This window comes from Pseudomonas fluorescens (assembly GCF_902497895.1).
In the GTDB taxonomy this organism is placed as follows: Bacteria; Pseudomonadota; Gammaproteobacteria; order Pseudomonadales; family Pseudomonadaceae; genus Aquipseudomonas; species Aquipseudomonas fluorescens_BP.
Genome location: NZ_CABVHQ010000114.1, coordinates 1 through 7,791, shown reverse-complemented (window position 1 = coordinate 7,791; position 7,791 = coordinate 1). Strand labels below are relative to the sequence as shown.

The 7,791-nt window shown below is 57.7% G+C and carries 6 protein-coding genes; 3 read left to right on the top strand and 3 right to left on the bottom strand.

Annotation, left to right across the window (positions count from 1 at the left end; all coding sequences use genetic code 11):
• Nucleotides 1-336 precede the first annotated feature (336 nt).
• Together F8N21_RS29265 and F8N21_RS29260 are read left to right on the top strand one after the other, a co-directional pair.
• Nucleotides 337-780, top strand: a complete 444-nt coding sequence (locus tag F8N21_RS29265; protein ID WP_150645444.1) for a response regulator — start codon at nucleotides 337-339, stop codon at nucleotides 778-780.
• A gap of 341 nt (nucleotides 781-1,121) precedes the next feature.
• Nucleotides 1,122-2,030, top strand: a complete 909-nt coding sequence (locus F8N21_RS29260) for an EamA family transporter (RefSeq protein ID WP_150645443.1) — start codon at nucleotides 1,122-1,124, stop codon at nucleotides 2,028-2,030.
• A 79-nt stretch (nucleotides 2,031-2,109) separates the two neighbouring features.
• On the opposite strand, the gene F8N21_RS29255 is transcribed toward F8N21_RS29260, so the two are convergent.
• A complete protein-coding gene (locus F8N21_RS29255) occupies nucleotides 2,110-4,287 on the bottom strand; it encodes a malate synthase G (RefSeq protein ID WP_150645442.1) in 2,178 nt (725 codons plus the stop codon).
• Nucleotides 4,288-4,858: 571 nt separating this feature from the next.
• On the opposite strand from F8N21_RS29255, the gene F8N21_RS29250 reads away from it, so the two are divergent.
• The gene (locus F8N21_RS29250) at nucleotides 4,859-5,377 is read left to right on the top strand and encodes a glycine cleavage system protein R (RefSeq protein WP_150645441.1); all 519 of its coding nucleotides are present in this window, start codon (nucleotides 4,859-4,861) and stop codon (nucleotides 5,375-5,377) included.
• A gap of 214 nt (nucleotides 5,378-5,591) precedes the next feature.
• Here F8N21_RS29250 and rarD read toward each other — a convergent pair whose 3' ends face one another.
• Both rarD and F8N21_RS29240 read right to left on the bottom strand, forming a co-directional pair.
• Nucleotides 5,592-6,479, bottom strand: a complete 888-nt coding sequence (rarD, locus tag F8N21_RS29245) for an EamA family transporter RarD (RefSeq protein ID WP_150645440.1) — start codon at nucleotides 6,477-6,479, stop codon at nucleotides 5,592-5,594.
• Between the two features lie 189 nt (nucleotides 6,480-6,668).
• Nucleotides 6,669-7,643: a serine/threonine protein kinase gene (locus F8N21_RS29240; protein WP_150643730.1), complete on the bottom strand. Its 975-nt coding sequence runs from the start codon at nucleotides 7,641-7,643 to the stop codon at nucleotides 6,669-6,671.
• Nucleotides 7,644-7,791: the final 148 nt, after the last annotated feature.

Genomic DNA, 7,791 nt, shown 5'->3' with positions numbered 1-7,791 from the left:
CGAGCAACGCAGCCCTGCGCCAAGTGGGCCTCGTCCCTTCGGGTTGCGCGCCAACTTGCGCGAGGCTGCGTTGCGGGATTTGCCAAGGGAACAACCATTAGCGGCATCCCGCGCCTTGCCTCGCACAAGTTGGCACAGCAACGCGGCTCGCCACCAAACGTCAACAGACCCTAGGTAGTCAGTAGGTAAATCGAAGTTTCGGAAAAACCCTACAGAGCAGATGCGAAAACTGTCATAAGCTCTATTTGAAGCGATCCGACGAAGTGCACATGGAAGGTCTGTTTGGTGATGTCTGAGCCTTTGCCAAGGGACTGATTTGAAAACCCAGAGAAATGTATGTCCGACCACGATATTTTGACTGATGCCGAGCGCGAAGCGCTCAGCGCCGTCATGCTTGAGCCTGATCTGCCGCCGCAGCGGGTACTGATCGCCGATGACGATAAGGACGCGCGCGAACTGTTGGCGGAGATCCTCGGCCTTGATGGCATTCGTTGCCTGACCGCGGCCAACGGCAAAGCGGCGCTCGAACTATTGAAGTCGAATAAATCGATTGGTCTGCTCATCACGGACCTGCGCATGGCTCCCGGCGATGGCCTGGACCTGATACGCCAGGTACGCGAGTCGGAGCGGGCGGCGCTGCCGATCATTATCATTTCCGGGGACGCCGATGTCCGCGACGCCATCGCCGCCATGCATTTGAGCGTGGTGGATTTCCTGCTCAAGCCGATCGATACCGGCAAGCTTTTGGCGTTGGTGAAGCATGAGTTGGGGGTCAACTAGTTGACCTTCCATGTCAGGTTGCTGCTGGCGATTGGTTATAGTCAATTTTCCAAGTCTCGAGAAATAACAATTCACAAATAAGTACCTCCTCCGCTTATTGAATTCAGTTACCTTGGTGAAACTTAAAGGATACCTTCCAGTCGCTGTCCATTGTTTCTCTGGGCAAACAAGACGGCATTCCGATTTTTGACATTGATATGCCACGCCAAACAGGGTGTTTGTATTTTTTTATGTCGAAGGCGGGGCAACACTCACCTGCAGTTGGTGTTTTGTGGGCGACTGGCTGGGTAGTGTGCTACCTGGATCCTGAACTTATAAAAAAAACAATTACAGGAAATATTATGATGAAAATGGATTTTCGAGACCTGCTTCTGATTGTTGCAGTTACTGTTATGTGGGGCAGTAATTTCTCGGTAATTGATATCAGTCTTGATGGCATCGATCCGTTCATGTTGACGGCGTTACGTTTTACTTTTTGCGCATTTCCTCTGGTGTTTTTTATTGATAAACCAAAAAATATAAGTTTCCCCGTTATAGCGCTGTACGGCTTGTTGTTTGGGGTCGGGATGTGCTGGCTTATGAATTACGGTATGTTTCTCGGTGTAACTGCGGGGGTGACCTCTCTGCTTTTACAGTTCAGCGCCTTTTTTACCGTAATCTGGGGTGTGCTGCTATTCGGGGAGAAAATGACGGCGATCCATGTCACTGGCATTCTCATGGCGCTGGTCGGGTTGCTGTTCATCTTTCATGTGACTGAGGACGACACTCAGGACCTGGGCTTGTTTCTGGTGTTGCTGGCGGCGTTGTGCTGGAGCCTTTGTAATGTGGTGGTCAAAAAAAGCAACGTGGTCGATATGTTTGCCTTTGTCGTCTGGTCAAGTCTTTATGCAATGCCGCCGTTGTACCTGATGACTTACTGGGTCAAAGGGGCTGCGCCTTTTCAGGCGTTGCTGGTGGATATCAAGGGAGCAGTGGTTCTATCCATTTTGTTTCAGGCGTATGTGGCGACGATTTTCGGTTATTGGGTGTGGAACCGTCTGATGAGGAAATACCCGGCCAGCCAGGTTGCACCGCTGTCTGTGATTGTTCCGATTTCAGGCATCGTGACCTCATGGTATGTGCTTGATGAACCAATAGGCTCTGAGAAATTGTTCGCCCTGGTACTTACAGTCATGGGCATTGCCTTGTTTATCAATGCGCAGCGGGTGACGGATTACATCATGGCAAACGCCATACGCTACAAGAAGTAATCCGGTATCTGCGTAGCGTCCGGAAAGAAAAATCCCCCGGGCTTTTACCTCCGGGGGATTTCTGTCGTGTTAGCGGGGTTTACAGACCGTTCCTGGCCTTGAACTCGCGACGACGACGGTGCAGAACCGGCTCGGTGTAGCCGTTCGGCTGTTTGGTGCCTTCGACCACCAGTTCGATGGCCGCCTGGAAGGCGATGTTGCTGTCGAAGTCAGGTGCCAACGGACGGTACAGCGGGTCGTTGGCGTTCTGCCGGTCGACCACTGGCGCCATGCGCTTGAGGCTTTCCAGCACCTGGGCTTCATTGACGATGCCGTGGCGCAACCAGTTGGCGATGTGCTGGCTGGAGATACGCAGCGTGGCACGGTCTTCCATCAGGCCGATGTCGTTGATGTCCGGTACTTTCGAACAGCCCACGCCCTGGTCGATCCAGCGCACCACGTAACCGAGGATACCCTGGGCGTTGTTGTCCAGTTCGTTCTGGACTTCTTCGGCCGACCAGTTGGTATTGCTCGCCAACGGGATGGTCAGGATATCGTCGACCGAGGCGCGACCGCGTTTGGCCAGTTCGGCCTGACGGGCGAACACGTCGACCTTGTGGTAGTGCAGCGCGTGCAGAGCAGCGGCCGTCGGCGAAGGTACCCAGGCGGTGTTGGCGCCGGCCAGCGGGTGAGCGATTTTCTGCTCGAGCATCGCGGCCATCAGGTCGGGCATGGCCCACATGCCTTTACCAATCTGGGCGCGACCTTGCAGGCCGGTGCTCAGGCCGATATCGACGTTCCAGTCCTCGTAGGCGCTAATCCATTTCTCCGCCTTCATGGCGGCTTTGCGCACCATCGCGCCAGCTTCCATGGAGGTGTGGATTTCGTCACCCGTGCGGTCGAGGAAGCCGGTGTTGATGAACACCACGCGCTCGCTGGCCGCCTTGATGCAGGCCTTGAGGTTGACCGTGGTACGCCGCTCTTCGTCCATGATGCCGACTTTGAGGGTGTTGCGCGGCAACTCGAGGACTTCTTCGATGCGCCCGAACAGCTCGTTGGTGAACGCCGCTTCTTCAGGGCCGTGCATTTTCGGCTTGACGATGTAGATCGAACCGGTGCGGCTGTTTTTGCGCGAGTTGTTGCCGTTGAGGCTGTGAATCGCTGCGAGGCTGGTCATCAGGCCGTCGAGAATCCCCTCCGGAACTTCATTGCCGTCCTTGTCGAGAATCGCGTCGATGGTCATCAAATGGCCAACGTTACGCACGAACAACAGGGAACGACCGTGCAGGCTCAGTTCGCTGCCGTCGAGCGCGGTGTAGCGGCGGTCGGCGTTCATGGTGCGGGTAAAGGTCTTGCCGCCCTTGGACACTTCTTCCGACAGGTCGCCCTTCATCAGGCCGAGCCAGTTGCGGTAGATCACCACTTTGTCATCGGCATCGACCGCGGCGACCGAGTCTTCACAGTCCATGATGGTGGTCAGCGCCGCTTCCATCAGCAGGTCTTTGATGCCAGCGGGGTCGGTCTGACCGACCGGGGTGCTGGCGTCGATCTGGATTTCGAAATGCAGGCCGTTGTTTTTCAGCAGGATCGCGGTCGGTGCAGCGGCGTCGCCGTGGAAGGCGATCAGTTGTGCGTCGTTGCGCAGGCCCGTGTTGCTGCCGCGATTGAGGCTGACCACCAGTTTGCCGTCAACGATCTTGTAGCCGGTGGAGTCGACGTGGGAGCCGGCCGCCAATGGCACGGCTTCGTCGAGGAAGGCGCGGGCGAAGGCGATGACCTTGTCGCCACGGACCTTGTTGTAGCCTTTGCCTTTCTCTGCGCCATCAGCTTCGCTAATGGCGTCAGTGCCGTACAACGCGTCGTACAGCGAACCCCAGCGGGCGTTCGAGGCGTTGAGGGCGAAACGGGCATTCATCACCGGGACGACCAGTTGTGGACCGGCCATGCGGGCGATTTCGTCGTCGACGTTTTGCGTCGTTACCTGGAAATCCGCCGCTTCTGGCAGCAGATAACCGATGTCTTGCAGAAAGGCTTTGTAGGCCACGGCGTCATGCGCCTGATCGGCACGAGACTGGTGCCAGGCATCGATACGCGCCTGGATGTCGTCGCGTTTGGCGAGTAGGGCTTTGTTCTTCGGCGCCAGGTCATGAATGACCTTGTCGGCACCGCCCCAGAACTTATCGGTGGTGAGACCGGTACCGGGAATGGCTTCGTTGTTCACGAAGTCGAACAGGACTTTGGCGACCTGCAGGCCACCGACTTGAACGTGTTCAGTCATTGCTTGCCTCACTCTGCTCAGCTATTTCGCTTTTCAGCTCTTCAATTTAACAATGAAAGCCTCTGGCCATTTAAACCACAAACCCCCGCACCAGTACATGCCATTGCTGGCGGCTGGGTGGGTCCAATCAACGGCTCGGAGCTTTGCTGACGGGGCTTTTCGGGGCTGCGATGGCGCTTGGGCAGACATCGATCCAACGTTATGTAGTGCGCGCTGCGGCATACTACATGATGAATAGCGGTTGTGAAAATTAGACTAATTACGTCGTTTAGCGACCTAAGCCAGCTGTATGGTCACGCTGGGGAATGCGATGTTCTCAAAAAACTATTAGATTGTTCCAGATAAATCTAAAAACAGTACACTATTTGTTTTTCGGCCGGTGAAATGCCTGTAGGAGCGAGCTTGCTCGCGATGGACTCAAGGGCGACGCGTTTATTCAGAAAACACGCGTTATCGTTAACCTCCATCGCGAGCAAGCTCGCTCCTAGAAGATAGAGGTTGGACCGCGTCTCGGTGAGGCTTGCCTATACTTCCCCTTCTATTACAAAAGTCATGACAAGAGGGCTATGCCATGGACCATCTCGTACTTACCGTAATCGCCCCGGATAAACCCGGCCAGGTCGAGCGCATTGCCCAATGCATTGCCGAACACGGCGGCAACTGGCTGGAAAGCCGCATGTCGCGCATGGCCGGGCAGTTTGCCGGGATCCTGCGGGTCGGTGTGCCGGCCGAGGCCTATGACGAACTGGTGGATGCGCTGCAAGGGCTGTCGGCGCAGGGTATCCGCGTGCTGATTGCCGAAAGCGGCATCGAACAATCCTGCACCTGGAAGCCGATCGCCATGGAGCTGGTGGGCAACGACCGACCGGGGATTGTGCGCGACATCACGCGCTTATTGAGCGAGCAGGGGGTAAACCTCGAGCGATTGGTCACCGATGTGCGTCCCGCGCCCATGAGCAGCGAGCCGCTGTTCCATGCCGAAGCGCTTCTGGCGGTGCCGCTGACCTTATCCCTTGATGTATTACAGGCGCGCCTGGAAACCCTGGCGGACGATTTGATGGTCGAGTTGGTGTTGCGCAGCGAGGTGTAAACAGTTATCCAAGTAAAACCTGCACCTGCCTGTGGATAACCTGTAGAGATGCGCCGCCAGCCCAGGCTGGCCGGGGCTCTTTCAAAGTTGAGCAAAAAACGAACAGTTTCAAGGGCTTGTGCACAAACGGCGGGGATCACGTTGTGGATAACCTTGGGACGGATGCTTGCAGGCCATGTGAATCATGGCCTGCAGAGCTTTGTGCGTTTTTTGATCAGGCGCGTCGACGTAGACTGATCCAGGCATCCACGCTGTAAATCGCCAGGCCAGCCCAGATGCACATGAATGCAACCAGGGTGCTTGAGGATAAGTGCTCGCCAAACAGCAGCACGGCCTGCAACAGCACCAGGGTCGGCGCCAGGTACTGGAGGAAACCCAGGGTGGTATAGGGTAAGTGCCGTGCGGCGGCGTTGAAACACACCAGCGGTACTAGAGTGATGGGCCCCGCAGCGACCAGCCACCAGGCTTCGGAGGTGGTCCAGAATTCAGCCTGCGCACTGCTTGCGCCGGGGTTGAGCAACAGCCAGCCGAGGGCAATCGGCACCAGCATCCAGGTCTCCACCACCAGCCCGGGCAACGCCTTGACCGGTGCCTGCTTGCGGATCAGCCCGTAGAAACCAAAGGTCAGCGCCAGCACCAGCGAGACCCACGGCAGGCTGCCCACTTGCCAGACTTGCTGAGCCACGCCGGCCGCGGCCAGCCCCACCGCCAGCCACTGCATGCGCCGCAGCCGCTCGCCGAGCAACAGCATGCCCAGCAACACGTTCACCAAAGGGTTGATGTAATAGCCGAGACTGGCTTCGAGCATCCGACCGTTATTCACCGACCACACATAGGTCAGCCAGTTGGCTGCGATCAGCGTGCCGCTCAAGGCCAGGATCGCCAGCCGCCGCGGGTTCTCCCGCAGCTCGCGCCACCAGCCCGGATGTTTCCAGACCAGCAACAGCAAGGCGCCGAACAGCGCGGACCAGAGCACCCGGTGGATGATGATCTCTATGGCGGGCACGTTGGCGATGGCTTTGAAGTAGAGCGGGAACAGGCCCCAGATGATGTAGGCGGTCAGGCCCAGAATGTACCCGCGACGCGGGTTGGCGGCTTGCATGCAGAGTCCTTGCTTAGGCAGCTAACGGTCAGAGCAGCCATTGTAAGGAGGTTGTATAGATGTGTCGTGCCTGAAAGCAAAAGATCGCAGCCTGCGGCAGCTCCTACGCCGACCGGGTACAACCGCGAAATGACGGATGTACGCGATTCCGTAGGAGCTGCCGCAGGCTGCGATCTTTTGATCTTGAAATCAAAACAACTTCAGAGGTTCTTCATTCAGCGCCGAAAGCTGCTCACGCAACGCCAGCACCTGATCGCCCCAATAGCGCTCGGTGCCAAACCACGGGAAGCTGCGCGGGAACGCGGGATCATCCCAGCGGCGGGCCAGCCAGGCGCTGTAGTGCATCAGCCGCAGGGCGCGCAACGGTTCGATAAGTGCCAGTTCACGCGGGTCGAAGTCATGGAACTCGCGGTAGCCATCCATCAATTCCGACAGCTGGCCCAGGCATTCCTGACGGTCACCGGCGAGCATCATCCACAGATCCTGCACTGCCGGGCCCATGCGGCAGTCGTCGAGGTCGACGATGTGGAACATCTCGTCGCGGCACATCATGTTGCCGGGGTGGCAGTCGCCATGCATGCGGATGTTCTGATGGGGCGTGGCCTGGTAGACCTCTTCCACTCGCTTGAGCAGATCCCGGGCGACCGACTCGTAGGCCGGGAGCAGGCTGCGAGGCACGAAATTGCCTTCGAGCAGGGTATTGAGCGAGTCATGGCCGAAGTTCTTCACGCCGAGTGCTTCGCGGTGTTCGAACGGGCGGGTGGCGCCGACCGCGTGCAAGCGGCCGAGCAATTGCCCGAGGCGATACAGTTGATCCAGGTTGCCGGGCTCTGGCGCTCGGCCGCCACGGCGAGGGAACAGGGTGAAACGAAAGCCGGCGTGTTCGAACAGGCTTTCGCCGTTGTGGATCATCGGTGCGACGACCGGCACCTCGCACTCGGCGAGTTCGAAGGTAAAGCGGTGTTCTTCGAGGATCGCTTCGTTGGTCCAGCGCTGTGGACGGTAGAACTTGGCGATCAGCGGCTCGGAGTCGTCGATGCCGACCTGGTAAACGCGGTTCTCGTAGCTGTTCAGCGCCAGGATGCGGGCGTCGCTGAGAAACCCGATGCTTTCAACAGCATCGAGCACCAGATCGGGGGTAAGGGTTTCAAACGGATGGGCCATGCTGACTCCTGCGCGCAGCAGGCTGCCGCGTCCGGCCAGACATGGTAGCGCAGACGGGCTGTCTTTAGGGGTTGGGATTCAGATGAGTGTGGCCAAGCCCAATGCCGGTCAGTAAAGGCGTTACGCGAACCGTAGCAGCTGGCGAAGC

Coding starts and splice junctions, on each gene's coding strand:
- F8N21_RS29265 (WP_150645444.1), top strand. CDS start 337: ATGTCCGACCACGATATTTTGACTGATGCCGAGCGCGAAGCGCTCAGC.
- F8N21_RS29260 (WP_150645443.1), top strand. CDS start 1,122: ATGATGAAAATGGATTTTCGAGACCTGCTTCTGATTGTTGCAGTTACT.
- F8N21_RS29255 (WP_150645442.1), bottom strand. CDS start 4,287: ATGACTGAACACGTTCAAGTCGGTGGCCTGCAGGTCGCCAAAGTCCTG.
- F8N21_RS29250 (WP_150645441.1), top strand. CDS start 4,859: ATGGACCATCTCGTACTTACCGTAATCGCCCCGGATAAACCCGGCCAG.
- rarD (WP_150645440.1), bottom strand. CDS start 6,479: ATGCAAGCCGCCAACCCGCGTCGCGGGTACATTCTGGGCCTGACCGCC.
- F8N21_RS29240 (WP_150643730.1), bottom strand. CDS start 7,643: ATGGCCCATCCGTTTGAAACCCTTACCCCCGATCTGGTGCTCGATGCT.